Annotated in this window: 25 protein-coding genes; 22 read left to right on the forward strand and 3 right to left on the reverse strand. The window is 41.0% G+C overall.

The genetic code is table 11. The annotated features are described in order from the left end of the window. Positions 1 to 4 precede the first annotated feature (4 nt). From recJ to dnaJ, 20 genes are all read left to right on the forward strand, one after another. Complete coding sequence (gene recJ, locus QM941_RS00085; protein WP_414337464.1) at positions 5 to 2,224, forward strand: single-stranded-DNA-specific exonuclease RecJ; 2,220 nt, start codon at positions 5 to 7, stop codon at positions 2,222 to 2,224. Positions 2,225 to 2,365: 141 nt separating this feature from the next. Beyond that, positions 2,366 to 2,650, forward strand: a complete 285-nt coding sequence (locus QM941_RS00090) for a DUF2695 domain-containing protein (protein WP_414337467.1) — start codon at positions 2,366 to 2,368, stop codon at positions 2,648 to 2,650. 227 nt (positions 2,651 to 2,877) lie between these two features. Further along, a complete protein-coding gene (locus QM941_RS00095) occupies positions 2,878 to 4,539 on the forward strand; it encodes a ribonuclease J (RefSeq protein ID WP_414337469.1) in 1,662 nt (553 codons plus the stop codon). 68 nt (positions 4,540 to 4,607) lie between these two features. After that, complete coding sequence (locus QM941_RS00100; RefSeq protein ID WP_414337472.1) at positions 4,608 to 5,387, forward strand: alpha/beta hydrolase; 780 nt, start codon at positions 4,608 to 4,610, stop codon at positions 5,385 to 5,387. Positions 5,388 to 5,493: 106 nt separating this feature from the next. Further along, positions 5,494 to 6,207, forward strand: a complete 714-nt coding sequence (locus tag QM941_RS00105; protein ID WP_414337474.1) for a M57 family metalloprotease — start codon at positions 5,494 to 5,496, stop codon at positions 6,205 to 6,207. 73 nt (positions 6,208 to 6,280) lie between these two features. Beyond that, positions 6,281 to 8,107, forward strand: a complete 1,827-nt coding sequence (uvrC, locus tag QM941_RS00110; protein WP_414337477.1) for an excinuclease ABC subunit UvrC — start codon at positions 6,281 to 6,283, stop codon at positions 8,105 to 8,107. 68 nt (positions 8,108 to 8,175) lie between these two features. Further along, entirely contained in the window at positions 8,176 to 9,126 is a 951-nt protein-coding gene (gene rsmH / locus QM941_RS00115) for a 16S rRNA (cytosine(1402)-N(4))-methyltransferase RsmH (protein ID WP_414337480.1), read from the forward strand. 9 nt (positions 9,127 to 9,135) lie between these two features. Continuing rightward, on the forward strand, positions 9,136 to 9,453 hold the full coding sequence (gene ftsL / locus QM941_RS00120) for a cell division protein FtsL (protein WP_414337483.1): 318 nt from the start codon (positions 9,136 to 9,138) through the stop codon (positions 9,451 to 9,453). Between the two features lie 3 nt (positions 9,454 to 9,456). After that, positions 9,457 to 11,712 (forward strand): penicillin-binding protein PBP2X, encoded by a 2,256-nt coding sequence (pbp2X, locus tag QM941_RS00125; RefSeq protein ID WP_414337486.1) that lies wholly within the window; start codon positions 9,457 to 9,459, stop codon positions 11,710 to 11,712. A 1-nt stretch (position 11,713) separates the two neighbouring features. After that, the gene (mraY, locus tag QM941_RS00130; protein WP_414337489.1) at positions 11,714 to 12,694 is read left to right on the forward strand and encodes a phospho-N-acetylmuramoyl-pentapeptide-transferase; all 981 of its coding nucleotides are present in this window, start codon (positions 11,714 to 11,716) and stop codon (positions 12,692 to 12,694) included. Positions 12,695 to 12,828: 134 nt separating this feature from the next. Continuing rightward, entirely contained in the window at positions 12,829 to 13,356 is a 528-nt protein-coding gene (locus tag QM941_RS00135; RefSeq protein WP_414337492.1) for an FUSC family protein, read from the forward strand. Between the two features lie 77 nt (positions 13,357 to 13,433). Then, positions 13,434 to 13,790 (forward strand): MerR family transcriptional regulator, encoded by a 357-nt coding sequence (locus QM941_RS00140; RefSeq protein WP_414338850.1) that lies wholly within the window; start codon positions 13,434 to 13,436, stop codon positions 13,788 to 13,790. A gap of 35 nt (positions 13,791 to 13,825) precedes the next feature. Further along, entirely contained in the window at positions 13,826 to 15,172 is a 1,347-nt protein-coding gene (glnA, locus tag QM941_RS00145; protein ID WP_075230045.1) for a type I glutamate--ammonia ligase, read from the forward strand. Positions 15,173 to 15,446: 274 nt separating this feature from the next. Beyond that, positions 15,447 to 15,767: a PadR family transcriptional regulator gene (locus QM941_RS00150; RefSeq protein ID WP_414320060.1), complete on the forward strand. Its 321-nt coding sequence runs from the start codon at positions 15,447 to 15,449 to the stop codon at positions 15,765 to 15,767. Next, entirely contained in the window at positions 15,767 to 16,342 is a 576-nt protein-coding gene (locus QM941_RS00155; RefSeq protein WP_414337496.1) for a DUF2812 domain-containing protein, read from the forward strand. The genes QM941_RS00150 and QM941_RS00155 overlap by 1 nt, the downstream gene beginning before the upstream one ends. A gap of 21 nt (positions 16,343 to 16,363) precedes the next feature. Continuing rightward, positions 16,364 to 16,876, forward strand: a complete 513-nt coding sequence (locus QM941_RS00160) for a DUF2812 domain-containing protein (RefSeq protein ID WP_414337499.1) — start codon at positions 16,364 to 16,366, stop codon at positions 16,874 to 16,876. Positions 16,877 to 17,038: 162 nt separating this feature from the next. Continuing rightward, complete coding sequence (hrcA, locus tag QM941_RS00165; RefSeq protein ID WP_414337501.1) at positions 17,039 to 18,073, forward strand: heat-inducible transcriptional repressor HrcA; 1,035 nt, start codon at positions 17,039 to 17,041, stop codon at positions 18,071 to 18,073. A 26-nt stretch (positions 18,074 to 18,099) separates the two neighbouring features. Further along, entirely contained in the window at positions 18,100 to 18,615 is a 516-nt protein-coding gene (gene grpE / locus QM941_RS00170) for a nucleotide exchange factor GrpE (RefSeq protein ID WP_414337504.1), read from the forward strand. A 255-nt stretch (positions 18,616 to 18,870) separates the two neighbouring features. Then, the gene (gene dnaK / locus QM941_RS00175; protein WP_414337507.1) at positions 18,871 to 20,694 is read left to right on the forward strand and encodes a molecular chaperone DnaK; all 1,824 of its coding nucleotides are present in this window, start codon (positions 18,871 to 18,873) and stop codon (positions 20,692 to 20,694) included. 644 nt (positions 20,695 to 21,338) lie between these two features. Beyond that, entirely contained in the window at positions 21,339 to 22,475 is a 1,137-nt protein-coding gene (dnaJ, locus tag QM941_RS00180; protein WP_414337510.1) for a molecular chaperone DnaJ, read from the forward strand. A gap of 65 nt (positions 22,476 to 22,540) precedes the next feature. Here dnaJ and QM941_RS00185 read toward each other — a convergent pair whose 3' ends face one another. From QM941_RS00185 to QM941_RS00195, 3 genes are all read right to left on the reverse strand, one after another. Further along, entirely contained in the window at positions 22,541 to 23,194 is a 654-nt protein-coding gene (locus tag QM941_RS00185; RefSeq protein WP_414337513.1) for a hypothetical protein, read from the reverse strand. An 85-nt stretch (positions 23,195 to 23,279) separates the two neighbouring features. Then, a complete protein-coding gene (locus QM941_RS00190) occupies positions 23,280 to 23,564 on the reverse strand; it encodes a hypothetical protein (protein ID WP_414337515.1) in 285 nt (94 codons plus the stop codon). 9 nt (positions 23,565 to 23,573) lie between these two features. Further along, a complete protein-coding gene (locus tag QM941_RS00195; protein ID WP_414337518.1) occupies positions 23,574 to 23,984 on the reverse strand; it encodes an HIT family protein in 411 nt (136 codons plus the stop codon). Between the two features lie 67 nt (positions 23,985 to 24,051). On the opposite strand from QM941_RS00195, the gene QM941_RS00200 reads away from it, so the two are divergent. Together QM941_RS00200 and QM941_RS00205 are read left to right on the forward strand one after the other, a co-directional pair. Beyond that, positions 24,052 to 24,783: an ABC transporter ATP-binding protein gene (locus QM941_RS00200; RefSeq protein WP_414337520.1), complete on the forward strand. Its 732-nt coding sequence runs from the start codon at positions 24,052 to 24,054 to the stop codon at positions 24,781 to 24,783. Next, positions 24,780 to 25,829: an ABC transporter permease gene (locus tag QM941_RS00205; protein WP_414337522.1), complete on the forward strand. Its 1,050-nt coding sequence runs from the start codon at positions 24,780 to 24,782 to the stop codon at positions 25,827 to 25,829. Before QM941_RS00200 ends, QM941_RS00205 begins: the two co-directional genes overlap by 4 nt. Positions 25,830 to 25,835 lie beyond the last annotated feature (6 nt).

Raw genomic sequence — 25,835 nt, forward strand, 5'->3', positions numbered from 1 at the left:
AGTTTTGATAATTCCAACTTATAATTGGCAATTTCGTCCCCAAGTGGAGGATGAAGATTTTACCAAGATAGCCAAGAAAGCTGGTCTCGGACCTGAAGTGGCTCGTCTGTTGTATAGTCGAGGAGTTAAGGATCAAGAGGCCTTATCTCGTTTTTTGACGCCCACTTTAGATGATTTGCACGATCCCTACCTTTTGCATGATATGGACAAGGCGGTGGAGCGCATTCGTCGGGCTATTGAAGATGGAGAGTTTATCCTGATTTATGGTGACTACGATGCAGATGGAATGACCTCGGCTTCTATTGTCAAGGAAAGCTTGGAGCAGTTAGGGGCTGAAGTAGCGGTCTATTTGCCTAATCGCTTCACTGATGGCTACGGACCAAATGCCAGTGTTTACAAGTATTTCATTGAGCAGCAAGGTATTTCCTTAATTGTGACTGTGGACAATGGGGTGGCAGGACATGAAGCCATTGACTTGGCTCAGTCCATGGGAGTGGATGTCATTGTGACAGACCACCATTCCATGCCAGAAGTGTTGCCTGATGCCTATGCGATTGTCCATCCTGAGCATCCAGATGCTGATTATCCTTTCAAGCATTTGGCAGGTTGTGGGGTTGCTTTTAAGCTGGCCTGCGCTCTTTTAGAAGAAGTACAAGTTGAACTGTTGGATTTGGTTGCTATTGGGACTATAGCTGATATGGTCAGTCTGACAGATGAAAATCGCATCATGGTCCAGTATGGTTTAGAAGTTTTGCGCAATACCCAGAGAATGGGTCTGCAAGAAATGTTCAATATAGCCGGAATTGCTAGAAATGATGTAACAGAAGAGACAGTTGGTTTTCAACTAGCACCGCGATTAAACGCCTTGGGACGTCTAGACGACCCTAATCCAGCCATTGATTTATTAACTGGCTTTGATGATGAAGAAGCTCACGATATTGCTCTCATGATCCATGAGAAAAATGAAGAGCGCAAGGAAATTGTCCAAGCTATTTACCAAGAAGCCAAAGCCATGGTGGACCCGGCTAAGAAAGTGCAGATTTTAGCTAAAGAAGGCTGGAATCCAGGCGTGCTCGGCATTGTGGCTGGACGTTTACTGGAAGAATTAGGCCAGACGGTCATTGTGCTCAATCTAGAAGATGGACGGGCAAAGGGAAGTGCTCGCAGTATCGAAGCTCTTGATATTTTTGAGGCCTTGGATCCTCATCGCAATCTCTTTATCGCCTTTGGAGGTCATGCGGGTGCCGCAGGTATGACTTTGGAAGCTGATAAGCTAGATACTCTATCAGAGGTTTTGGAAAGCTATGTCTTGGATAAAGGTCTGGATGCAACTACTAAAAATAATTTATCCCTAGATGAAGAGTTGGATTTAGAGGCCTTGACTATTGATGTGGTCAAGAATTTTGAACGTTTGGCACCTTTTGGAATGGATAACCAAAAACCAGTCTTTTATATCCGAGATTTTCAGATTGAAAATGCTCGCGCTATGGGAGCAAGCAATGCTCATCTAAAATTAAAGATTTCTAGAGGTACAAGTAATTTTGAAGTGGTAGCTTTTGGCAAAGGTAGCTTAGCAGCAGAATTCTCCCAAGCCAAAGGATTAGAGTTGGCAGTAACCCTGTCAGTCAACCAATGGAATGGGCAAACTACCTTGCAGTTGATGATGGTCGATGCCCGTGTAGACGGGGTGCAACTCTTTAATATTCGTGGCAAGAGCGTACCTCTACCAGAGGGCATTCCTGTCTTGGACTTCACTAAGGATTTGCCAGATTTGACCACAAGCCCAGCAGTAGTTGTAAAAAATATCCCAGAAGACCTTAATCTGCTTAAGCAAATTATCCAGGAGCAAGATTTTTCAGCTATTTACTTTAAAAACGATATAGATAAGGTCTATTATCTGACGGGCTATGGAACTAGAGAGCAATTTGCCAAACTCTATAAGACTATTTATCAGTTTCCTGAGTTTGATATTCGTTATAAATTAAAAGATCTGTCAGCCTATCTCAAAATTGAACAAATCTTACTAGTTAAGATGATTCAGATTTTTGAAGAGCTTGGATTTGTCACGATTGAGAATGGTGTGATGAAAGTGAACAAAGAAGCTCCAAAGAGGGACATAGCAGAGAGTCATATTTATCAACAACTAAAACAAACCGTTAAAGACCAGGAGATGATGGCCCTAGCGACTGTGCAGGAAATTTATGATTTCTTGATGGAAAAATAAATAGAATCTAAAAGAGTTGGCTGGTTTGCTAACTCTTTTTATATTCATGAATAGGGTCCAAAAGGAGCCGGTTTAATGTTATAATGAAAAAGAGAACTAGTTGGCTAGATAAACTGGCCCAAGGAAAGCTAGGGGTGTCAAATGGATAAACTGAAGAAAAAGAGATTACGAGCGGACTATAAAAAGCAAGAAAGACAAAAATTCGAAGAAAGTTTGCCCTTGTCAAGGGAGCTCTTTTTTGACTTGTTTGACTTTTTGGATGTAGAGCTTGAATCTCAAGCTTGTCAGGACGATTTTTTATTAACACAAACATTTCTAGAAGAGCACAATGTGGATGTCGAAACAGTTAGAGACTTTTTAGAAGTAAATGGAGCCTACTGTGACTGCGAAGTGCTATTCAATGTCGCGGAAAGATTTGAAGAGTGACAGGAAGCTAGTCAGAAAACATTCTTTTGAGGAGCTTGTAGTTCTTTCTTGTTTGTGCTTTTGAGAAGAGTTATTTATAGTTCTTTAACTGGAAACCTTCATTTTGAAAATCAGTAAAAAAATGGTATAATGAGAGGAAAAGATTCGGCTGAAGGTGGATGATACCTTCAGATAAAGAGAGCCTTTCTAGCTCTACAAATAAGTAAAAGTAACTATTCGGAGGGAAAATGACCAATATTAAATTAACAACACTAGGCGGTGTCCGTGAAAATGGGAAAAACATGTACGTCGCAGAAGTAGATGACTCAATTTTTATTTTAGATGCAGGCTTGAAATATCCTGAAACTGAACAACTAGGTGTCGATGTCGTTATTCCAAATATGGAGTATCTTTTTGAAAACAGTGACCGTATTGCAGGTGTCTTCTTGACCCATGGGCATGCGGATGCTATCGGTGCTTTACCTTATCTATTGACAGAAGTCAAGGTTCCCGTTTTTGGTTCGGAATTGACCATCGAATTGGCTAAACTCTTTGTTAAGGGAAATGATAGCGTCAAGAAATTTGATGATTTCCATGTCATCGATGAGAATACAGAGATTGATTTTGGTGGTACAGAAGTGTCCTTCTTCCGTACGACCCACTCCATTCCAGAAAGCCTAGGTGTAGTTTTGAAAACTTCTGAGGGAAGCATCGTTTATACTGGGGACTTCAAATTTGACCAAACAGCAAGTGAATCTTATGCGACAGACTTTGGTCGTTTGGCTGAAATCGGTCGTGAGGGAGTTTTAGCTCTTCTAAGTGATTCGGCTAATGCAGATAGCAACATCCAAGTTGCAAGTGAAAGTGAAGTTGGGGATGAAATCACCCAAACTATCGCCGACTGGGAAGGTCGTATCATTGTAGCGGCCGTTGCAAGTAACCTTTCTCGAATCCAACAGGTTTTTGATGCCGCTTCAGAAACTGGTCGTCGCATTGTCTTGACAGGTTTTGATATTGAGAATATCGTTCGTACGGCTATTCGCCTCAAGAAATTGTCCCTAGCCAATGAAAGTCTCTTGATTAAACCAAAAGATATGTCTCGCTTCGAAGACCATGAGTTGATTATCCTTGAGACAGGTCGTATGGGTGAGCCTATTAACGGGCTTCGCAAGATGTCTATCGGTCGCCACCGTTATGTTGAAATCAAGGATGGAGATTTGGTTTATATCGTCACAACTCCATCAATTGCCAAAGAAGCTGTGATGGCGCGTGTAGAAAATATGATCTACCAAGCGGGTGGTATCGTTAAATCAATTACTCAAAGCTTGCGAGTGTCTGGACACGGGAATGCGCGTGATTTGCAGTTGATGATCAACCTCTTGCGTCCTAAATATCTCTTCCCTATCCAAGGGGAATACCGTGAGTTGGACGCCCACGCTAAGGCAGCCATGGCAGTTGGTATGCTACCGGAACATATCTTTATCCCTAAAAAAGGAAGCACCATGTCCTATGAACATGGGGACTTTGTTCCATCTGGAGCAGTGACGGCAGGAGATGTTTTGATTGACGGGAATGCCATGGGAGATGTCGGCAATGTTGTCCTTCGTGATCGTAAAGTCCTATCAGAAGATGGAATTTTTATCGTTGCCATCACGGTCAACCGTCATGATAAGAAAATCATCGCCAAGGCTCGAGTGCACACGCGTGGATTTATTTACCTCAAGAAGAGTCGTGATATCCTACGTGAAAGTTCTGAATTAATTAACCAAACAGTTGAAGACTATCTCCAAGGAGAAGACTTTGATTGGGCAGAACTCAAAGGAAAGGTTCGTGACAGTTTGTCTAAATTCCTCTTTGACCAGACTAAACGTCGTCCAGCTATCTTACCAGTAGTCATGGAAGCAAAATAAGGATTAGATAACAAGAGAGAAAGTCGAGTTTCGGCTTTTTCTTATCTCAAACGAATATGGAGCAAGTTATGGCAGTAATGAAGATTGAGTATTACTCAGAAGTTTTAGATATGGAGTGGGGAGTAAATGTTCTCTACCCCGATGCATCTCGGGTTGAGGCCCCGGATTGCACAGATATTCCTGTTCTCTATCTCTTACATGGGATGTCAGGGAACCACAACAGTTGGCTCAAACGGACAAATGTGGAGCGCTTGTTACGAGGGACTAATTTGATTGTTGTTATGCCTAATACAAGTAACGGCTGGTATACAGATACCCAATACGGTTTTAACTATTACACAGCCTTGGCAGATGAATTGCCAAAGGTTATGAAGCGTTTCTTTCCTAATATGACGCGGAAACGTGAAAAAACCTTTATTGCAGGTCTTTCTATGGGAGGCTATGGTTCCTTTAAAATAGCTCTTTCAACCAATTCTTTCTCCCATGCTGCTAGTTTTTCAGGAGCTCTCAGTTTTCAAGGGTTTTCACCAGAAAGTCAGGATTTAGGCAATTATGAATATTGGCGAGGAATTTTTGGTAAGATTGAGGACTGGGAGAAGAGTCCCTATTCATTAGAAACCCTAGCGAAAGAGTCGGATAAGAAAACCAAGCTTTGGGCTTGGTGTGGTGAGCAAGACTACCTCTACGCCGCTAACAATCTAGAAGTCAAAAACCTCAAGAAACTTGGCTTTGATATTCATTACAGTCATAGTCCAGGTACCCATGAGTGGTACTACTGGGAAAATCAACTAGAACGCTTTTTGGCAACTCTACCGATTGATTTTGTTTTGGAAGAGCGTTTATCCTAGTTTTAGATTTCTTTTAGTTTTTTTCAGTAAAATAGAGAATCTATCTTTGGAATGGGAGACTATTCTTATCAAGATAGGTTCTTATTTTTAGGAAAGGCGGGAAACTATGTTCAAGCTTATTCGAGTCTTTTTAAGACTCTTACTAGGTCTTTGGCGTTTCTTATGGCATTTAGTCTGGCGTCTGGTCTGGGCTTTTGTCCTCTTGCTGGTCCTAGCCTTTGGGCTTCTCTGGTATCTTACAGGAGACCTAAATACCACAATTGATCAGGTTGAAAAGATCAGTAAAATCAGTCAAGCAGGTTGGCAACAATGGCAAGAGACAGGGGACTTGCAAGGACTATCGCAGACAGATAATCACCAGCACTCAGGAGCTAAATGGGCGAAGCCTTCAGCTAATATTTACATTGATCCCCAGATGGATGAAACCTTTCAATCAGCCTATGTAAGAGCCATAGAAAACTGGAATCAGACGGGTGCCTTTCGTTTTGAACTTGTATCCGACTCTAATGAGGCAGATATTGTAGCGACTGAAATGAATGATGGCTTGACATCTGTAGCTGGCGAAGCGGAGAGTCAGACCAATCTGTTAACTGGTCAGTTTTTATCTGTTACAGTGCGCTTGAATCACTTTTATCTTTCAAACCCTCGCTATGGTTATTCTAATGAGCGTATCGTACATACAGCAGAGCATGAATTAGGCCATGCTATCGGTCTCGATCATACAAATGAAACTTCTGTTATGCAACCAGCCGGCTCCTACTATGGGATTCAGCCAGATGACATAGCAGCTGTTCAAGAGCTCTATGCTGGAGAAGCCTAGAAGAAGGTCAAAACAAGCAAATAAAAATCTCCTTAATCAAGCGATGGCGGGGGCTTTTTGCTATAATGGAACTATGAACAACTTGATCAAATCAAAACTAGAGCTGTTGCCGACTAGCCCTGGTTGTTATATTCATAAAGATAAAAACGGCACCATTATTTACGTAGGGAAGGCCAAAAATCTGCGCAATCGGGTGCGGTCCTATTTTCGTGGAAGTCACGATACCAAGACAGAAGCCCTGGTGTCTGAGATTGTGGATTTTGAGTTTATCGTCACAGAGTCCAACGTTGAGGCCCTTCTCCTTGAGATTAATCTCATCAAAGAAAACAAGCCCAAGTACAATATCATGCTTAAGGATGATAAGTCCTATCCCTTCATCAAAATTACCAATGAGCGTTATCCGCGCCTGATCATCACGCGTCAGGTTAAAAAGGATGGGGGACTTTACTTTGGTCCCTATCCGGATGTGGGTGCGGCCAATGAAATCAAACGACTATTGGATCGGATTTTCCCTTTCCGTAAGTGTACCAATCCACCATATAAGGTCTGTTTTTACTACCATATCGGCCAGTGCATGGCTCATACCATCTGTAAAAAAGATGAGGCCTTCTTTAAGGCCATGGCCCAGGAGGTCTCTGATTTCTTGAAAGGTCAGGATGATAAGATTATCGATGGACTCAAGGAAAAGATGACTACTGCAGCCCAGACGATGGAGTTTGAACGTGCTGCGGAATACCGCGATCTGATTCAGGCTATTGGTACTTTGCGAACTAAGCAACGGGTCATGGCTAAAGATCTCCAAAATCGTGATGTATTTGGTTACTACGTGGATAAGGGTTGGATGTGCGTTCAGGTTTTCTTTGTACGTCAAGGTAAACTGATTGAACGCGATGTCAATCTCTTCCCTTACTACAACGATCCAGACGAGGATTTCTTGACCTATGTGGGACAATTTTATCAGGAAAAATCTCACTTGGTTCCGAATGAGATTTTGATTCCTCGAGATATTGACGAAGAAGCTGTCAAGGCTTTGGTGGATACAAAGGTTCTCAAGCCCCAACGAGGGGAGAAGAAGCAACTGGTTAATTTGGCTATCAAAAACGCTCGTGTTAGTTTAGAGCAGAAGTTTAATCTGTTAGAGAAATCAGTTGAGAAGACTCAAGGAGCTATTGAAAATCTTGGGCGACTTCTACAAATTCCGACCCCAGTCCGCATTGAGTCTTTTGACAACTCCAATATCATGGGGACTAGTCCTGTCTCTGCCATGGTTGTTTTTGTCAACGGAAAACCGAGCAAGAAGGATTACCGCAAGTATAAAATCAAGACTGTGGTCGGACCAGATGACTATGCAAGTATGCGAGAGGTCATTCGTAGACGTTATGGACGGGTTCAACTCGATGGTCTGACACCGCCTGACTTAATTGTCATTGATGGTGGGCAAGGTCAAGTCAATATTGCTAAGCAGGTTATCCAAGAAGAGTTAGGTTTGGATATTCCTATTGCAGGTCTGCAAAAAAATGACAAGCACCAAACCCATGAATTACTCTTTGGAGACCCACTCGAGGTGGTAGAGTTGTCTCGCAATTCTCAAGAATTTTTCCTCTTGCAACGCATTCAGGATGAGGTACACCGCTTTGCCATAACCTTCCACCGTCAACTCCGTTCTAAAAATTCCTTCTCCTCTCGATTGGATGGAATTGAAGGCTTAGGCCCCAAACGCAAGCAGAATTTGATGAAATATTTCAAATCTCTGACAAAAATCAAGGAAGCTAGTGTGGAAGAAATTATAGAAGTTGGTGTGCCAAGGGCAGTAGCAGAAGCTGTCCACAAACAGTTGAATCCCTCAGAAACAATGGAACTAGCCCAAGTTGCTGAGAAACCTCTTGAATACAAGGAATAAAGTAGCAATGGAATGTTTTGGCTTTAGCGGGTGCAAGCTAGTCAGAATTATGGTAAAATAGATAAGATATGACTAAAGAATTTCATCATGTAACGGTCATGCTCCATGAAACGATTGATATGCTTGATGTGAAATCAGATGGTATCTACGTTGATGCAACTTTGGGCGGAGCAGGCCATAGCGAGTATTTATTAAGTAAATTAGGTGAAAAAGGGCATCTCTATGCCTTTGACCAGGACCAGAATGCCATTGATAATGCGCAAAAACGTCTGGCACCTTATATCGAAAAAGGAATGGTCACCTTCATCAAGGACAACTTCCGTCATTTACAGGCACGTTTGCAGGAAGCTGGTGTCCAGGAAATTGATGGAATTTGTTATGACTTGGGTGTATCTAGTCCTCAACTAGATCAGCGTGAACGCGGCTTTTCTTACAAGAAAGATGCGCCACTTGATATGCGGATGAACCAAGAGGCTAGTCTGACTGCTTATGAAGTTGTCAATCATTATGACTATCATGACTTGGTACGTATCTTTTTCAAGTATGGAGAGGATAAGTTTTCTAAACAGATTGCTCGTAAGATTGAACAGGCGCGTGAAATCAAGCCAATTGAGACAACAACTGAGTTGGCGGAGATTATCAAATCTGCCAAACCTGCTAAGGAACTCAAGAAAAAGGGACATCCAGCTAAACAGATTTTCCAAGCCATTCGAATTGAAGTTAATGATGAGCTGGGAGCTGCGGACGAATCCATCCAACAAGCTATGGACATGCTGGCTCTGGAAGGAAGAATCTCAGTGATTACCTTCCATTCGCTAGAAGATCGTCTGACCAAGCAACTCTTTAAGGAAGCTTCAACAGTGGAAGTTCCCAAAGGTTTGCCTTTCATCCCAGACGAGCTCAAGCCTAAGATGGAATTAGTATCCCGTAAACCGATTTTACCGAGTAAAGAAGAGTTGGAAGCCAATAACCGTTCCCACTCAGCCAAGCTACGAGTAGCTAGAAAAATTCACAAGTAAGAGGAAAAAATGCCAGAAAGAAAAGAAACGACCAGCCAATTACTACAAGCGCGGTTCAAAAGATTTTCGCGGGTTGAAAAGGCCTTTTACCTTTCAATTGCTATCACAGCCCTGATCTTAGCAGTAAGTGTTGTCTATATGCAAACAAAACTCCTGCAAGTTCAGAGTGAGTTAACAACAGTTAATAATCAAATCGAAGAAAAGAAGACCGAACTAGATGATGCCAAGCAAGAAGTTAATGAATTGATCCGATCAGAACGCTTGACAGGAATTGCCGACTCGCAAGAGTTGCAGTTAAATAATGAAAATATCCGATCGGCGGAGTAGTATATGAAAACCTGGAAAGAAAGAATAATACGCTTTGCCATTAAGAATCGTAAAAATCCAGAAGAAAATCGCAGACGAGTGGGAAAGAATTTGAGCCTCTTGGCCGTCTTTCTCTTTGCTGTTTTTTTGGTTAATTTTGCGGTGATTATTGGTACTGGTACAAAGTTTGGTGTTGACTTGGTCAAGGAAGCAGACAGGGTTCACCAAACAACCAAAACGGTTCCTGCTAAAAGAGGAACGATTTATGACCGTAACGGGACACCCATTGCGGAAGATGCAACATCTTATAATGTATACGCAGTCATTGATAAAGATTATAAATCTGCAAATGGTAACATTCTCTATGTAGAAGAATCACAGTACAATAAAGTTGCAGAGATTTTCCACAAGTATTTGGATATGGAAGAGTCTTATGTCAAGGAACAACTTTCCAAACCAAATCTCAAGCAAGTTTCCTTTGGTGTTAAAGGTAATGGAATCACTTACGCCAACATGATGGCCATTAAAAAGGACTTGGAAACTGCCAAGGTGGAGGGGATTGACTTTACAACAAGTCCCAACAGAAGCTATCCTAATGGACGCTTTGCTTCATCCTTCATCGGTTTAGCCCAACTTCATGAAAACGAAGATGGTTCTAAGAGTCTCGTTGGGACGTCCGGTATGGAAAGCTCCCTTAATAGTCTACTAGCGGGGACAGATGGTATTCTTACTTATGAAAAAGATCGCTTTGGAAATATCGTACCTGGAACTGAAAAAGCTACCCGTCAAATGGTAGATGGAAAGGATGTATATACCACCTTATCTAGTCCACTACAATCCTTTATGGAAAGTCAAATGAATATGTTTCAAGAGAAACTTAAAGGAAAGTATGTGAATGCTACCTTGGTTAGTGCTAAGACAGGGGAGATTTTGGCAACGACTCAGAGACCAACTTTTGATGCGGATACAAAAGAAGGTATTACTGAGGATTTTGTTTGGCGAGACCTTTTATATCAGAGCAATTACGAACCTGGTTCAACCATGAAGGTCATGACCTTGGCTGCAGCTATTGATAATAAAACCTTTAATGGAGGAGAATACTTTAATAGTAGTGAATTAAAGGTAGCAGATGCAACTATCAGGGACTGGGATGTTAATGATGGCTTATCAGCTGGAAGTATAATGACTTACTTACAAGGGTTTGCTCACTCAAGTAATGTGGGTATGACCTTGCTCCAACAAAAGATGGGGGATGCTACTTGGTTAGAATACCTTAATCGATTCAAGTTTGGAGTTCCAACTCGTTTTGGAATGCCCGATGAGTATGCGGGACAACTACCTGCAGATAACGTTGTTAATATTGCCATGAGTTCTTTTGGTCAAGGTATCTCGGTCACACATACTCAGATGCTTCGTGCTTTTACAGCCATTGCGAATGATGGGGTTATGCTGGAACCGAAGTTTATTAGTGCCCTCTATGATCCAAATGATCAAACTGCTCGTAAATCACAAAGGGAGGTTGTAGGGAATCCTGTTTCTAAAGAAGCGGCTAGTTTGACTAGGGAAAACATGATTTTGGTTGGTACAGACCCTATTTATGGGACCATGTATAATCGTAATGATAATAAACCAGTAATTACTGTTCCTGGTCAGAATGTTTCTGTCAAATCTGGAACAGCTCAAATTGCAGATGAGCAAAAAGGTGGATACTTAGTTGGGAAAACCAATTATATCTTTTCTGTAGTAACCATGCATCCTTCTGAAAATCCTGATTTTATTCTTTACGTAACAGTTCAACAGCCAGAACACTTTTCTACACCTTGGTTTGGAGAATTTGCTAATCCTATTCTTGAACGAGCTTCTGCCATGAAAGATATATTAAATCTCCAATCAACTGCTAAGAATTTAGACCAAATAACTACTACAACTAGTTATGCTATGCCAAAAACTGATGATTATAGTCCTGGTGATATGGCGGAGGAATTACGACGCAATCTTGTACAACCAATCGTTATTGGCTCAGGGACAAAAATTAAAGAGAGTTCAGTGGCAGAAGGGACTAACTTGGATGCTAATGAGCAAATATTACTTCTTTCTGACCAGGTTGAAGAAATGCCTGATTTATACGGGTGGACCAAGAAAAATGTGGAAACTTTAGCCAAATGGTTGGATCTGGAAGTCGAATTTGAAGGTAGCGGAGACACTGTTACCAAACAGAGCGTTCGTGCCAATACAGTCTTGAAAGATTTAAAGAAATTAAAAGTAACATTAGGAGATTAGTATGCTTATGTCTATCCTTGCTGGAATCTCTGCCTTTGTTCTAACAGTCATTGGCATTCCAGCCTTTATCCGTTTTTACAGAAAAGCGCAGATTACAGGTCAGCAAATGCATGAGGATGTCAAACAGCACCAAGCTAAAGCTGGGACACCTACAATGGGAGGGATTGTCTTTCTAATTACAGGAGTCTTGGTCAGTTTCGTTCTTGCCCTTTTGAGTAACCAATTAACCAACAATGTTGGGATGATTCTCTTTATCCTAGTCTTATATGGGTTGGTTGGTTTCTTGGATGACTTCCTCAAGGTCTTTCGTAAAATCAATGAAGGCCTAAATCCCAAGCAAAAACTCCTGCTTCAGTTAGTTGGAGGAGTAGTTTTCTACTTCTTTTACGAAAGAGGTGGAGACATGCTCAATGTCTTTGGTTTTCCTTTGCATCTAGGAGTCTTTTACATATTCTTTGCCCTCTTTTGGTTGGTTGGTTTCTCAAATGCGGTTAACTTGACAGATGGGATTGATGGCTTGGCAAGTATCTCAGTAGTGATTAGCCTATCTGCTTATGGTGTCATCGCCTATGTGCAAAATCAGTTGGATATCCTACTTGTGATTCTAGCCATGATTGGTGGCTTGCTTGGCTTCTTTGTCTTTAACCACAAACCAGCTAAAGTCTTTATGGGGGACGTAGGAAGTCTAGCCCTTGGGGGGATGTTAGCGGCTATTTCCATGGCTCTTCACCAGGAATGGACCCTGCTCTTGATTGGTCTCGTTTATGTTTTTGAAACAACATCTGTTATGATGCAAGTTACCTACTTTAAGTTGACTGGCGGAAAACGTATCTTCCGTATGACACCAGTTCATCACCATTTTGAGTTGGGTGGATTTTCTGGTAAAGGTCAATCTTGGAGCGAATGGAAAGTCGATTTCTTCTTCTGGGGAGTTGGCTTAGTCGCTAGTTTACTGGCCTTAGCTTTCTTGTACTTATTCTAGTCTGGAAGAAAACAATTGAAAAAACTGAGAAGGATTTAACTCCTTCTCTTTTTTGTGAGGAATTCATCTAATTTCTAACCAAGCTCTCTCAAATAAGTAAAATTATGATAAAATGGAGAGAGAAAGTTGAGACTATGAGTTATTTTAAAAAATATAAATTTGACAAATCTAAGTTTAAATTAGGGATGCGCACCTTTAAAACAGGAATCGCCGTCTTTCTAGTCCTCATGATTTTTGGTTTTTTTGGATGGAAAGGACTTCAGATTGGAGCTCTTACAGCCGTTTTTAGCTTGAGAGAAGACTTTGATAAGAGTGTCCACTTTGGGACATCACGTATTTTAGGGAATAGTATTGGTGGTTTTTTTGCCTTGGTTTTCTTTCTTTTGAATACCTATTTTCAAGAAGCTTTTTGGGTAACCTTAGTTGCCGTACCAATCTGTACCATGTTAACCATCATGACAAACGTTGCCATGAATAATAAGGCGGGTGTCATTGGCGGAGTTTCAGCTATGTTGATTATTACCTTATCAATTCCAAGTGGAGAAACAGTTTTGTACGTTTTTGCCCGTGTATTTGAAACCTTTATGGGAGTATTTGTGGCAATTCTCGTAAATTACGATCTTGAACGCTTGAAAAGTCTGCTAGTAAATAAGAGAAAATAATGTCACATCATATAACATTAACAATTGACGATTAATTTTTTTTAGACTATAATAGACAGAAAGAAGAGGAAGTGCACATGAAGGAAAAAGAATTTCGTCGCAATATGGCAGTTTTCCCCATTGGTAGTGTTATGAAGCTGACCGATCTTTCGGCGCGTCAAATTCGTTATTATGAAGATCAAGAGTTGATTAAACCTGATCGAAACGAAGGTAATCGCCGCATGTATTCTTTGAATGACATGGATCGATTGCTTGAGATTAAGGACTATATCACTGAAGGTCTCAACATTGCTGCTATCAAGAAAAAATATGCCGAACGTGAGGCGAAAGCCAAGAAACCAGTCAGTCAAACTGAGGTGCGTCGAGCCCTTCGGAATGAGGTTCTTCAACAAAGTCGCTTTGCTTCTCAACAATCACCTTTTGGTCGCGGTTAGGCAACCGCTAGTCGTCATATATAAGGAGAAAAACCATGCCAATCACAGCTGCAGATATTCGTCGTGAAGTTAAGGAAAAAAATGTAACCTTTATCCGTCTCATGTTTTCAGATATTTTGGGAACAATGAAAAACGTCGAAATTCCTGCTACAGATGAACAACTAGACAAGGTCTTGTCAAACAAGGCTATGTTTGATGGATCTTCTATTGAAGGATTTGTTCGTATCAATGAATCAGATATGTACTTGTACCCTGACCTAGACACATGGACTGTCTTCCCTTGGGGAGATGAGAACGGTAGTGTCGCAGGATTAATCTGTGATGTCTATACAACAGAAGGAGAGCCATTTGCTGGAGATCCTCGAAGCAACCTTAAACGAGCTCTTCATCACATGGAGAAAGTTGGATTCAAATCTTTCAACCTTGGTCCGGAACCAGAATTCTTCCTATTTAAGCTTGATGAAAATGGAGACCCAACTCTTGAGGTGAATGACAAGGGCGGTTACTTTGACTTGGCACCTACTGATCTTGCCGACAACACTCGTCGTGAGATTGTTAACGTCTTGACTAAGATGGGATTTGAAGTAGAGGCTAGTCACCACGAAGTTGCCGTAGGTCAACATGAGATTGACTTTAAGTATGATGAAGTTCTTCGTGCATGTGACAAGATTCAAATCTTTAAACTTGTTGTAAAAACAATTGCGCGTAAACATGGTTTGTATGCAACCTTTATGGCTAAACCAAAATTTGGTATCGCTGGTTCAGGAATGCACTGCAATATGTCCTTGTTTGATGCTGAAGGGAACAACGCCTTCTTTGATCCAAATGATCCAAAAGGAATGCAATTGTCAGAAACAGCCTATCATTTCCTTGGTGGTTTGATCAAGCACGCTTACAATTACACAGCTATTATGAACCCAACAGTAAATTCATACAAACGTTTGGTTCCAGGCTACGAAGCGCCGGTTTACATCGCTTGGGCTGGTCGTAACCGTTCCCCACTTGTCCGTGTACCGGCTACACGTGGTATGGGAACTCGACTTGAGTTGCGCTCAGTTGACCCAATGGCTAATCCATATATCGCAATGGCTGTTCTTTTGGAAGTTGGTTTGCACGGTATTGAAAACAAAATCGAAGCACCAGCGCCAATTGAAGAAAACATCTATATCATGACTGCAGAAGAGCGTAAAGAGGCTGGTATCACAGACCTTCCATCAACTCTTCACAACGCTTTGAAGGCTATGACAGAAGACGAAGTGGTTAAAGCAGCTCTAGGTGAACACATCTACACTAGCTTCCTTGAAGCCAAACGAATTGAGTGGGCAAGCTATGCAACCTTCGTTTCACAATGGGAAATTGATAACTACCTAGATCTATACTAATGATAAACAGAAGAGGCTGGGACAAAAGTCCTAGCCTCTCAATTGTCTTTGGATTGTCGAGCAAGACACGCAGTGGTTGAGTGGGCTCTACTACGCTGATTTCATCAGCTTTTATAGCCCTACTCAACTGTGCGGAGGTGGGACGACGAAATCGAATTCTAACGAATTACCGATTTCTGTCCCACTCTCTTTTTTTCTTGCAATCTATATCGAGCTGTGATATATTTTATATAACGAGGTGCGATATATCGAATTAAATAGGAGGTCTGATTAAATGGAATTAACAGATAAGATTAGGCGTGTCTACCTTCCCATGACTGAAACGGGTTTTTATATTCTATTCTGTCTGCAAAAGGAGAACCATGGTTATGGTATTACACAAAAGGTCAAAGAGATGACAGATTCGCAAGTATCGATTAGTCCTGGAACTATGTATGGAACCCTATCGAAGATGGAAAAGGATGGTTTGCTTTCCTTTGTCCGAGAAGAGGAAAAACGTAAAATCTATCAGATAACAGGCTTGGGTCGAAAAGTTTTAGAGATTGAGTTGAAACGTATTGAGCGGCTCTACAGAAACAGTCGGGAGGAGCTTTGATGGAAAAGAAAGTTGTTTATAGAATTGCTACCATTGCGGATTATGATAGAGAGGCTCTCTATCTCAGAGAAATGCATGCTCAGGGCTGGAAACTTAAGGAAGTAAGTTATTCTAACTTAGTAGTTGCGGTTAAGTATACTTTTGAAAAGTGCCAACCGGAGCAGGTGGTTTATCAGTTGGACTTTTATCCTATGAAAAAGTCAGAGAGAGCTTCCTATTTACAACTATTTAAAGATTGTGGGTGGGAGCATATTACAGACTTTAATGGTTTTTCCTACTTTAGAAAGCTTTATTCTGGAGTTGAGTCGGATGCCGAGTTTGAAATTTATAATGACGCGGCCGGGAAGTTAGCAATGGTCAAGAAGATTTTAACAATGCGGATGCTTCCTATTTTGCTTCTCTTTTCAGCGCTACTACCGGTTTTCTCAAAGTTTATCACTGGAGGTAGTTCTTTCAGTTGGGGAATGTTTTTGATTGTTATCATAGACTGTGCTTTATTGATAGTTTTCGCGATTCAGATTTCTTATATTTTTTGGAGATTGTTTCAAAAGTGGAAAGAATTATCTGATAAATAAAATCATTTTGGAGGTTAGACAATGAATAGGAAAGTACAATTTCGAATGTTTACCATTTTTGATTTGGATAAGGTAGAAGATTATTTGCATGAGATGCGTTTAAAAGGTTGGAAATTTAAATCGAATCGTTTTGGCTTTTTCTATTTTGAACAATGCCGACCAGATGATGTGGTTTACCGTGTGTGGAATACTAGCTACCTTAGAAAAAATGAGGTAGATTTACAAAGTATCAAGGATAAAGGGTGGGAATTTGTGGAAAATTGTTCTTATACTGTTTTTCGAAAAGCAACTTGTGATGTAGATTCAAATGATCAATCTTTCATGGACAATCGTCTTCAATGGGCTGATGTGAAATCTAGACTTCGTACATCTATAGTTTCTATTTCTGGCGGTCTAGTTATTTGTATGAGCTTGTTTCGCGAAAGTCTCTCTCGATCTTTCTTCCTTATTTTTGCCCTTTATGCCCTCATGGTTTCTTACCTAATCTATAGTTTTTATAGACTTAAAAAGAAATATCTTGAGAATGTAAGATGATTTTCTAGGTCCTCAGACTGATTTTTAGCACTCTTGGTAAAAGAGTGCTAATTTTTTGAGTTTTTGTCTTGACATTCTTTTCTAAGGGTGTATAATAGAATCATAAGTTAGCACTTGGATGTTCCGAGTGCTAAAAAAGATCTATCAGAGAGGAGTGACGAGATGGTTACGGAACGTCAGCAGAATATTTTAAATCTTATTATTGACATCTTTACCAAAACGCACGAACCTGTTGGATCTAAGGCCTTGCAAGAGTCTATCAACTCTAGTAGTGCTACCATTCGAAATGATATGGCAGCTCTAGAAAAGCAAGGTTTACTTGAAAAGGCACATACTTCCAGTGGTCGTATGCCGAGTGTGGCTGGTTTTCAATACTATGTCAAACACTCCCTATCCTTTGACCGTTTAGCTGAGAATCAAGTTTATGAGATTGTAAAAGCCTTTGATCAAGAATTCTTCAAGCTTGAGGATATTCTTCAAGAGGCAACGAAAATTTTGTCAGACTTGAGTGGTTGTACGGTTGTAGCGCTGGATGTAGAACCAAGTAGGCAGAGGCTAACAGCTTTTGATATTGTTGTCCTCGGGCAACATACAGCTCTTGCTGTTTTTACGCTTGATGAATCTAGAACAGTTACCAGTCAGTTTTTGATTCCGAGAAATTTCTTGCAGGAGGATTTAAACCGCCTCAAGACCATGATTCAAGAACGTTTCCTGGATCAGACTGTTTTGGATATTCACTACAAGATTCGGACAGAGATTCCACAAATTATCCAACGTTACTTCACAACAACGGATAACGTTATGGATCTCGTCGAGCATATCTTCAAAGAAATGTTCAATGAAAATATCGTGGTTTCTGGCAAAGTCAATCTTTTGAATTTCGCTAATTTAGCGGCCTATCAATTTTTTGATCAGCCACAAAAGGTAGCTTTGGAAATTCGAGAGAATCTGATAGGCGACCAGATGCAAAGTGTCCGAGTTGCTGATAGCCAAGAATCTTGTCTTGCTGACTTAGCAGTAATTAGCAGTAAGTTCCTGATTCCCTATCGTGGGTTTGGAATTCTGGCGATTATTGGTCCGGTCAATTTGGATTATCAACAATTGGTTAATCAACTCAACGTTGTCAATCGAGTTTTGACTATGAAGTTGACGGATTTTTACCGCTATCTCAGTAGCAATCACTATGAAGTGAATTAAGATTGAAATCATTAAAGGAGGCGAAAATGGCCCAAGATATAAAAAATGAAGAAGTAAAAGAAGAGGAAGTTGTTGAACCAGTAGAAGAAACAACTCTCGAGAAGTCGGAATTGGACTTGGCTAATGAACGTGCCGAGGAGTTTGAAAACAAATATCTTCGTGCCCACGCAGAAATGCAAAACATTCAGCGTCGTGCCAATGAAGAGCGTCAACTCTTGCAACGCTATCGTAGCCAAGATTTGGCAAAAGCAATCTTACCATCACTTGATAACCTTGAACGCGCCCTTGCAGTTGAAGGTTTGACAGATGATGTGAAGAAGGGCTTGGAAATGGTCCAAGAAAGTTTGATTCACGCTCTGAAAGAAGAAGGAATCGAAGAAATTCCAGCTGACGGAGAATTTGACCATAACTACCATATGGCTATTCAAACAGTCCCAGCTGATGATGAGCATCCAGCAGACACCATCGCACAAGTCTTTCAAAAAGGCTACAAACTACATGACCGTATCCTACGCCCAGCCATGGTGGTTGTATATAACTAGGCTAGAGAACTTAAAAACCTTGTCCGAAACGACACTAAACTATGAAAGAAAGATAAACAATGGTTCAGCTTCACCAATAGTGAGCGAAGCGAACCAAAGGCGATACTCTTTGCCGTGGCGCTATTTGCGCAAACTTTGAGACCTTAGGCTCAAAGTTTAGTCAAAGAGATTAACGAAGTTAAGCTCTGACGGCGCCGCCACCTAAGAAGAGTATCAAAAAGAAAAATAGAAAATAAAATTTAAGGAGAAAAACACATGTCTAAAATTATCGGTATTGACTTAGGTACAACAAACTCAGCAGTTGCAGTTCTTGAAGGAACTGAATCAAAAATCATCGCAAACCCAGAAGGAAACCGTACAACTCCATCTGTAGTTTCTTTCAAAAACGGTGAAATCATCGTTGGTGACGCTGCAAAACGTCAAGCAGTAACAAACCCAGATACAGTGATCTCTATCAAATCTAAGATGGGTACTTCTGAAAAAGTTTCCGCTAACGGTAAAGAATACACTCCACAAGAAATCTCAGCTATGATTCTTCAATACTTGAAAGGTTACGCTGAAGAATATCTTGGTGAAAAAGTAACTAAGGCTGTTATCACAGTTCCAGCTTACTTTAACGATGCTCAACGTCAAGCAACTAAAGACGCTGGTAAAATCGCTGGCCTTGAAGTAGAACGTATCGTCAACGAACCAACTGCAGCAGCTCTTGCTTACGGTTTGGATAAGACTGACAAAGAAGAAAAAATCTTGGTATTCGACCTTGGTGGTGGTACATTCGACGTATCTATCCTTGAACTCGGTGATGGTGTCTTTGATGTATTGGCAACTGCAGGGGATAACAAACTCGGTGGTGACGACTTTGACCAAAAAATCATCGACTACTTAGTAGCAGAATTCAAGAAAGAAAATGGTATCGACTTGTCAAACGACAAGATGGCTCTTCAACGTTTGAAAGATGCAGCAGAAAAAGCGAAGAAAGACCTTTCTGGTGTGACTTCAACTCAAATCAGCTTGCCGTTCATCACTGCTGGTGAAGCTGGGCCTCTTCACTTGGAAATGACATTGACTCGTGCCAAATTTGATGATTTGACTCGTGACCTTGTAGAACGTACAAAAGTTCCAGTTCGTCAAGCCCTTTCAGATGCAGGTTTGAGCTTGTCAGAAATCGACGAAGTTATCCTTGTTGGTGGTTCAACTCGTATCCCTGCCGTAGTAGAAGCTGTTAAAGCTGAAACAGGTAAAGAACCAAACAAATCAGTAAACCCTGATGAAGTTGTTGCTATGGGAGCGGCTATCCAAGGTGGTGTCATCACTGGTGATGTTAAAGACGTTGTTCTTCTTGACGTAACACCATTGTCACTTGGTATCGAAACAATGGGTGGTGTCTTCACAAAACTCATCGACCGCAACACAACAATTCCAACATCTAAATCACAAGTCTTCTCAACTGCAGCAGACAACCAACCAGCCGTTGATATCCACGTTCTTCAAGGGGAACGCCCAATGGCAGCAGATAACAAGACTCTTGGACGCTTCCAATTGACAGATATCCCAGCTGCACCTCGTGGTATCCCACAAATCGAAGTAACATTCGACATCGACAAGAACGGTATCGTATCTGTTAAAGCCAAAGATCTTGGAACTCAAAAAGAACAAACAATCGTTATCCAATCTAACTCAGGTTTGACAGACGAAGAAATCGATCGCATGATGAAAGATGCAGAAGCAAACGCTGAAGCAGATAAGAAACGTAAAGAAGAAGTAGACCTTCGTAACGAAGTAGACCAAGCTATCTTTGCGACTGAAAAGACAATCAAAGAAACTGAAGGCAAAGGCTTCGATGCAGAACGTGATGCTGCACAAGCTGCCCTTGATGATCTTAAGAAAGCCCAAGAAAACAACAACTTGGACGAAATGAAAGCAAAACTTGAAGCATTGAACGAAAAAGCTCAAGGACTTGCGGTTAAACTCTACGAACAAGCCGCAGCAGCACAACAAGCTCAAGCAGGAGCAGAAGGCGCACAAGCAACAGGAAACGCAGGCGATGACGTCGTAGACGGAGAGTTTACGGAAAAATAAGATGCAAAGCCCGTTAAAACCTCACAGTGAAAATAGGAAATCTAACGCAGAAACTTGAGTTTCTAGGAAGATTTATCTTTTTCACCAAGAGGTTAGGGCGTGCTCGATTCGTAAGATGTTGAGGCGTTAAGAAAACGAAAGAAAAATAGGAAGCCATCGCCTTGTGCGATGCACAAAAGATGGCTTATCTTTTTTCCGAAGTTTTTAGCCGAAACTCAGTTAAGCCTAACTCGTTAAGAATGACTAATCACTAAAGTGACTGTCATTCTATGGCAATTGCTATGGCGACTTGCCTAAACGCCTTACTAGTTCTAAAAACAAAGTATAATCGACTTTGTTTTAGAACGTCGTAATGTATAAGAAGAAATCCAGAGGTTGCAAACCAGCCTCTGTTTTTCGGTAAAAAGGAACGACACTAATATTTTGATTCGTTTCGTAACATTAAAAGAAAGGAACAAAGAGTGTTCGGGGAATTGAACACGGGTTCCAGAATTTCTTACTAAATTTGAAAGAAAGGACAAAGAGCGTTCGAGAAATTGAACTCGAGCGGAAAGCTTGGAAATTAGATAAACCGCCTAAGAAATCAGGATTTCTTGTCGGTTTCCTAAATTTCAGTCGCTTTCTGTTCGCTCTTAGTATCTTGTATGAACAATACTGAATTTTATGACCGTTTGGGCGTTTCAAAGAATGCATCTCAAGATGAGATCAAGAAAGCCTATCGGAAATTATCTAAAAAATATCACCCAGATATCAACAAGGATCCTGGTGCTGAGGACAAGTACAAGGAAGTTCAAGAAGCTTATGAAACTTTGAGCGATGAACAGAAACGTGCTGCCTATGACCAATATGGTGCTGCTGGTGCCAATGGTGGTTTTGGTGGTGCTGGCGGTTTCGGAGGCTTCGACGGAGCAGGTGGCTTTGGCGGATTTGAAGATATTTTCTCAAGCTTCTTTGGTGGTGGCGGTGCATCACGTAATCCAAACGCCCCTCGTCAAGGTGACGACCTCCAGTATCGCGTTCATTTGACTTTTGAAGAAGCTATTTTTGGTACAGAAAAGGAAGTCAAATACAATCGTGAAGCAAGCTGTCGTACTTGTAATGGGTCTGGCGCTAAACCTGGAACAAGTCCAGTTACTTGTGGACGCTGTCATGGTTCAGGTGTGATCAATGTTGATACCCAAACACCTCTCGGTATGATGCGTCGCCAAGTAACCTGTGATGTCTGTCATGGCCGTGGTCAAGAAATCAAAGATCCATGTACAACCTGTCATGGAACTGGTCATGAAAAACAAGCCCATAGCGTACACGTAAAAATCCCTGCTGGTGTGGAAACAGGTCAACAGATCCGCCTAGCTGGTCAAGGTGAAGCAGGATTTAACGGTGGACCATATGGTGACTTGTACGTGGTGGTTTCAGTTGAAGCTAGTGATAAGTTTGAGCGTGATGGAACGACAATCTTCTATAAGTTGAACTTAAACTTTGTTCAAGCAGCCCTAGGAGATACAGTAGACATTCCAACAGTTCATGGAGATGTTGAGTTAGTCATCCCAGAAGGAACGCAGACTGGTAAAAAATTCCGTCTACGTGGCAAGGGAGCTCCTAGCCTCCGTGGTGGTGTTGTCGGTGACCAGTATGTGACTGTCAATGTCGTGACTCCAACAGGTTTGAACGACCGTCAAAAAGCAGCCTTGAAAGAATTCGCAGCTGCAGGTGATCTGAAAGTACATCCTAAGAAGAAAGGCTTCTTTGACCACATTAAAGATGCCTTTGAGGGTGAATAAAGAAAAAGAGCCAAAGGGCTCTTTTTTGTGTTTATTATCGGAGGAATCATTCCCTAAATGGTCTGCTATTCAGACCGTTGAGTGAGTAAGCCAGCTGCATCCATTTCCTGGATTAGTTGCTTGAATTCCGCTTCTTTGCCAGGCTTAAGTGTGACGGTATCGATATGCTTAATCGCTGAATTATCCTGAATATCTACCAAAGTTAAAGCTTTTTCATAGAATGCAATTCCCTTTTTTAGACTTTCCGGATTTTTCCAAGAGAGAATAAAGTAAGAAGGATTTGATTTCTTTCCGATTTCTTGGAAGTACTTCCTACTTTCCTCCTCTAAAAATTGGAATAAACCATGATTGAACAAGTTGTCTTCTACCTTATGGTAGGAAATGTCTTCTGCACGTAGGACATAGACTTTGAGTCGATTTTTAGTGAGGTTTGGACTTTCTTTTAGGACTGGGTGGCTATTGATAACCTCATCTGAGAAAGTGACATAAAAATCTAAGCCTCCTCCCTCATATTGATAACTTCCATTTGATTCTACTTTCTCAGGAGGCATGTCAAGGGAGATGAAGATTTGTTTTAAGGCTTCATTTCCTTCTCGGATGTCACTCGGTGAGGCCTTGAAAAGATTGGACAGTATTAAAAATGCTAGGGCAACAAGAAGACAGAGGCCACCAGAAATAATCAGGACCACACGAGTCAGAACTTTTAAGATCTGTTTCATTTTCATTCCCTCTCTTTTCTGTTAGGAACTGATAACCCAAAATGGATTTAAGGGGATACAAGGAAAGTTGGAGGCTTTCTTTTCCTTATTTCTTTTCTTCCTGCATTTCTTTTAGTACAGCGAGTCTTGTTTGGACGTCTTTTTCCAATACTTTAAACTTGTAGGTCAAATCCTTTTGGTATTCCTGGATGAGTTTCTTTTGTTGGTTGATAACCTCAAAACTGTTTTGAATGATATCTAGGTCCTCTTTGACGGCTTGAATTCGCTCACTTGTATCTGTCACTTCCTCTGTGATTGCTTGACGGTTCTTTGTAAGAAGGTAGCTGCCTAGAGCAGAACCGGCAAAAAGTAGTAAATTAGATAGTTTCATAGTAACTCCTTAAGCGTTTTTGATCGTTTCAGCGACTTGGGCAAGTTTGTCAAAGTCAGGTTCATGAGTGATAAAGTCAAGTTTGAGATCGTCGTCTGCCCCATAACGTGGCACGAGGTGCACATGTGTATGAAAGACCGTTTGACCAGCGACTTCTTCGCAGTTAGAAATGATGTTCATACCGGACGCTTTGGTAGCAACCATAATTTTTTTTGCTACGACCGGAGCTTGAGCGAAGAGGCAACTAGCACTATTTGGATCCATTTCTAGGAGATTACGGTAGTGCTCTTTCGGAACAAGTAAGGTATGTCCGGGCGTTACTTGGGATATATCAAGAAAAGCAAGAACTTGATCATCTTCATAAACCTTAGATGCAGGGATTTCTCCAGCAATGATTTTACAAAAAATGCAATCTGACATAAAAAGCACCTCTACTGACTTAAATTTTGATATAATATAGCTACATTATACCAAATTCGGAGAAAATATGTTAGAAATAAAAAACCTGACAGGAGGCTATGTTCACGTCCCTGTCTTAAAGGATGTATCTTTTACAGTTGAAAGCGGGAAATTGGTTGGTTTGATTGGGCTAAATGGTGCTGGTAAATCAACTACAATTAACGAAATTATTGGACTTTTGACACCTTATAGTGGGGAAATCAATATCGATGGCTTGACCTTACGAGCTAATCCTCGTGAATACCGTCAGCAGATTGGTTATATCCCTGAAACACCTAGTTTATATGAAGAATTGACCCTCAGAGAGCATATCGAGACGGTAGCTATGGCCTATGGTATCGAGCAAGAACAAGCTTTTGAACGAGTAGAACCTCTTTTGAAGATGTTTCGTTTGGATCAGAAATTAGATTGGCTCCCAGTTCATTTTTCTAAGGGAATGAAACAGAAGGTCATGATTATCTGTGCCTTTGTTGTAGATCCTAGTCTTTTTATAGTAGACGAGCCATTCCTAGGTCTAGATCCTTTGGCAATTTCGGATTTGATTCAGCTTTTGGAAGTGGAAAAGCAAAAGGGGAAATCGATTCTCATGAGTACCCACGTTCTTGACTCTGCGGAAAAAATGTGTGATTCCTTTGTCATCCTTCATAAGGGACAAGTGCGTGCCAAGGGGAAACTTGAAGAGTTAAGGGAAGCTTTTTCTATGCCTCAAGCGAGTCTAAACGATATTTACCTGGCTCTGACCAAAGAGGAGGACCGATGAGAGACTTGTTTTTAAAGCGAAAGCAGGCCTTTCGTAAAGAGTGTGTAGGCTATTTGCGATATGTTCTAAATGACCACTTTATCTTATTTTTGTTGGTCTTATTAGGTTTTCTAGCTTATCAATATAGTCAACTACTCCAGCATTTTCCAGAAAATCATTTACCGATTCTATTTTTAATTGGGATTGTCTCTGTCTTACTCTTGATTTGGGGAGGGATAGCTACGTATGTAGAAGCGCCCGATAAGCTCTTTCTCTTAGTGGCTGAAGAAGAGGTGAGGGAATATATCCAGAAGCAAAAGCTAGTATCCTTCATCTTTTGGGTTAGCGTACAGACGCTCTTCTTACTCCTTTTTGCCCCTTTATTTTTAGCAATGGGTTTTGGCTTAGTAGTTTTTGGAGCCTATGTCCTTCTTTTGGGAGTTGGAAAATATTTTCTTTTTCAGAAAAAGGCTAACAAGTTTTTCGGTTCAAATAATCTTGACTGGGACTATGTCATCGTCCAAGAAAGTAAGCGAAAACAGTTCTTGCTTCGTTTCTTTGCCCTGTTTACACAGGTCAAAGGGATTTCAAATAGTATTAAGCGCCGCGCTTATCTAGACTTTATCTTAAATGCTGTTCAGAAGGTGCCTGGCAAGATTTGGCAAAATCTCTATCTTCGTTCTTATCTGAGAAATGGAGATTTACTAGCTCTCAGCTTGCGACTTCTCTTGTTGTCTCTACTAGCCCAAATTTTTATCGATCAGTCTTGGATTGCGACGGCAGTGGTTGTTTTGTTTAACTACCTCTTGCTCTTCCAGTTGCTAGCCCTCTATCATGCCTTTGATTACCAATATTTAATCCAACTCTTCCCTTTAGAAAAAGGCCAAAAAGAGAAGGGATTAAAGCAGCTTGTGACAGCTATCGGACTCATTGTTTTACTTTTAGAATCTGTCCTAGGCTTGCTCATCTTTAAGGAAAAAATGGCTCTTGTTGCTCTTTTAGGAGCTAGCTTTATCTTGCAATACTTTTATATACCTTACCAATTGAATAGATTGGTTGACGAATAGGATAAA

It is taken from the genome of Streptococcus timonensis (genome assembly GCF_047460355.1).
In the GTDB taxonomy this organism is placed as follows: Bacteria; Bacillota; Bacilli; order Lactobacillales; family Streptococcaceae; genus Streptococcus; species Streptococcus timonensis_A.

Bases quoted from the DNA above. Each gene is read 5' to 3' on its own strand.
- dnaK (WP_414337507.1), top strand. From the start codon at position 18,871: ATGTCTAAAATTATCGGTATTGACTTAGGTACAACAAACTCAGCAGTT.
- QM941_RS00095 (WP_414337469.1), top strand. From the start codon at position 2,878: ATGACCAATATTAAATTAACAACACTAGGCGGTGTCCGTGAAAATGGG.
- QM941_RS00105 (WP_414337474.1), top strand. From the start codon at position 5,494: ATGTTCAAGCTTATTCGAGTCTTTTTAAGACTCTTACTAGGTCTTTGG.
- dnaJ (WP_414337510.1), top strand. From the start codon at position 21,339: ATGAACAATACTGAATTTTATGACCGTTTGGGCGTTTCAAAGAATGCA.
- QM941_RS00160 (WP_414337499.1), top strand. From the start codon at position 16,364: ATGAATAGGAAAGTACAATTTCGAATGTTTACCATTTTTGATTTGGAT.
- QM941_RS00155 (WP_414337496.1), top strand. From the start codon at position 15,767: ATGGAAAAGAAAGTTGTTTATAGAATTGCTACCATTGCGGATTATGAT.
- grpE (WP_414337504.1), top strand. From the start codon at position 18,100: ATGGCCCAAGATATAAAAAATGAAGAAGTAAAAGAAGAGGAAGTTGTT.
- QM941_RS00135 (WP_414337492.1), top strand. From the start codon at position 12,829: ATGAGTTATTTTAAAAAATATAAATTTGACAAATCTAAGTTTAAATTA.
- QM941_RS00205 (WP_414337522.1), top strand. From the start codon at position 24,780: ATGAGAGACTTGTTTTTAAAGCGAAAGCAGGCCTTTCGTAAAGAGTGT.
- mraY (WP_414337489.1), top strand. From the start codon at position 11,714: ATGCTTATGTCTATCCTTGCTGGAATCTCTGCCTTTGTTCTAACAGTC.
- QM941_RS00140 (WP_414338850.1), top strand. From the start codon at position 13,434: ATGAAGGAAAAAGAATTTCGTCGCAATATGGCAGTTTTCCCCATTGGT.
- QM941_RS00190 (WP_414337515.1), bottom strand. From the start codon at position 23,564: ATGAAACTATCTAATTTACTACTTTTTGCCGGTTCTGCTCTAGGCAGC.
- QM941_RS00200 (WP_414337520.1), top strand. From the start codon at position 24,052: ATGTTAGAAATAAAAAACCTGACAGGAGGCTATGTTCACGTCCCTGTC.
- ftsL (WP_414337483.1), top strand. From the start codon at position 9,136: ATGCCAGAAAGAAAAGAAACGACCAGCCAATTACTACAAGCGCGGTTC.
- QM941_RS00150 (WP_414320060.1), top strand. From the start codon at position 15,447: ATGGAATTAACAGATAAGATTAGGCGTGTCTACCTTCCCATGACTGAA.
- pbp2X (WP_414337486.1), top strand. From the start codon at position 9,457: ATGAAAACCTGGAAAGAAAGAATAATACGCTTTGCCATTAAGAATCGT.
- QM941_RS00185 (WP_414337513.1), bottom strand. From the start codon at position 23,194: ATGAAACAGATCTTAAAAGTTCTGACTCGTGTGGTCCTGATTATTTCT.
- QM941_RS00090 (WP_414337467.1), top strand. From the start codon at position 2,366: ATGGATAAACTGAAGAAAAAGAGATTACGAGCGGACTATAAAAAGCAA.
- uvrC (WP_414337477.1), top strand. From the start codon at position 6,281: ATGAACAACTTGATCAAATCAAAACTAGAGCTGTTGCCGACTAGCCCT.
- glnA (WP_075230045.1), top strand. From the start codon at position 13,826: ATGCCAATCACAGCTGCAGATATTCGTCGTGAAGTTAAGGAAAAAAAT.
- QM941_RS00195 (WP_414337518.1), bottom strand. From the start codon at position 23,984: ATGTCAGATTGCATTTTTTGTAAAATCATTGCTGGAGAAATCCCTGCA.
- rsmH (WP_414337480.1), top strand. From the start codon at position 8,176: ATGACTAAAGAATTTCATCATGTAACGGTCATGCTCCATGAAACGATT.
- hrcA (WP_414337501.1), top strand. From the start codon at position 17,039: ATGGTTACGGAACGTCAGCAGAATATTTTAAATCTTATTATTGACATC.
- QM941_RS00100 (WP_414337472.1), top strand. From the start codon at position 4,608: ATGGCAGTAATGAAGATTGAGTATTACTCAGAAGTTTTAGATATGGAG.